Source organism: Nocardia sp. NPDC056611 (assembly GCF_042792755.1).
Taxonomy (GTDB): domain Bacteria; phylum Actinomycetota; class Actinomycetes; order Mycobacteriales; family Mycobacteriaceae; genus Nocardia.
Genome location: NZ_JBHTVV010000019.1, coordinates 1 through 1496 on the forward strand (window position 1 = coordinate 1; position 1496 = coordinate 1496).

2 protein-coding genes are annotated in these 1496 nt (G+C 40.1%); both read left to right on the plus strand.

Translation table 11 applies throughout. The annotated features are described in order from the left end of the window. Window positions 1–929 (plus strand): protein rep (locus ACFRAQ_RS36850; protein WP_379107751.1); only part of this gene is annotated, 929 nt, incomplete at its 5' end. Window positions 930–1283: 354 nt separating this feature from the next. Then, the coding region (locus ACFRAQ_RS36855) for a hypothetical protein (protein ID WP_379107752.1) at window positions 1284–1496 on the plus strand (213 nt) is incomplete at its 3' end.

Below are 1496 nucleotides of genomic sequence, written 5' to 3' on the forward strand. Positions count from 1 at the left end.
ATCTTATGGCGGAGCACTATGAAGCTTTACAGAACAAAACAGGTATACCTTACTATGGCAAAAAAGCTGAGAAATTGTGTAGTTGTGCGGAATGTCTTTCGTTTAAAAGAGACCCGGAGACGGGCAAACTAAAGTTGTATCAAGCTCAGTTTTGCAAAGTGAGGTTATGCCCGATGTGTGCCTGGCGCAGGTCGTTAAAAATTGCTTATCACAATAAATTGATCGTAGAAGAAGCTAATCGTCAGTATGGATGCGGATGGATTTTTCTCACGTTGACCGTTCGAAATGTTAAAGGTGACAGTCTGAAACCTTCGATTTCGGACATGATGAAAGGGTTTAATCGACTTATGAAATACAAAAGGGTCGATACAGCGGTACTTGGCTATTTTAGAGCTTTAGAGATTACTAAAAATCATGAAGAAGATACATATCATCCGCATTTTCATGTGTTATTGCCTGTAAAGAAAAGTTATTTCGGCAAAAATTATATCAAGCAGACGGAATGGACAAGCCTTTGGAAAAAGGCGATGAAATTGGATTACACCCCAATTGTTGATATTCGTCGGGTGAAAGGTAAAGCCAAGATTGACGCTGAACAGATTGAAAACGACGTGCGGGAAGCGATGATGGAGCAAAAAGCTGTTCTTGAAATTTCTAAGTATCCAGTCAAGGATACGGATGTTGTGCGCGGCAATAAGGTGACGGAAGACAATCTGAACACGGTGTTTTATTTGGATGATGCGCTGGCAGCCCGTAGGTTAATCGGATACGGCGGTATTTTGAAGGAGATACATAAAGAGCTGAATCTTGGTGATGCGGAGGACGGCGATCTGGTCAAGATTGAGGAAGAAGATGACGAGGTTGCGAATGGCGCATTTGAGGTCATGGCTTACTGGCATCCTGGCATTAAGAACTACATAATCAAATAGAAAAGCAGATTCCCTTGTGGAATCTGCTATTTTCCTTTTGGAAGAGTGTAATAAAGAACGACGCTTAAAACCAAAAAGATGATAGGAATGATAACTAAATTGCTGGCGAGCAGACTTTGATCAATCGTGCTTTCTTCTGTATCGACTGTTGAAGCAATCAGTATCACGTCTTTGAGACGGTCAAACACTTGAAGCAAAAAAAAGGAAAAAAGACTTAAAAACAATGAGATGACCGAGTATTTAATACGCACAATTACACACTTCCTCCTATTTTTTTGAAAAATTTTCTGAATTTCCAGTCAATTACATGTATAATAGCATGGAATGCCAAAATAAAGAAGGAGGATTTATGCTTTGAAAGTAGGACAAAGGAAGCGTTTTAAAGGGCTGTTTAGCAAATTGTTGGTGCTGAGTTTGGTTTTTGTTTTGGCTTTACCGATTTACTCAATATCTGCATCGGCTTCAGAATCAATTGACACCGAGAATGTACATCCTGAATTCGATGGAGCTACTGAGGGGAGTGTTCTTCAGCAAGCTGTATCTGGCAATGAAGACTATGAGGTAGTG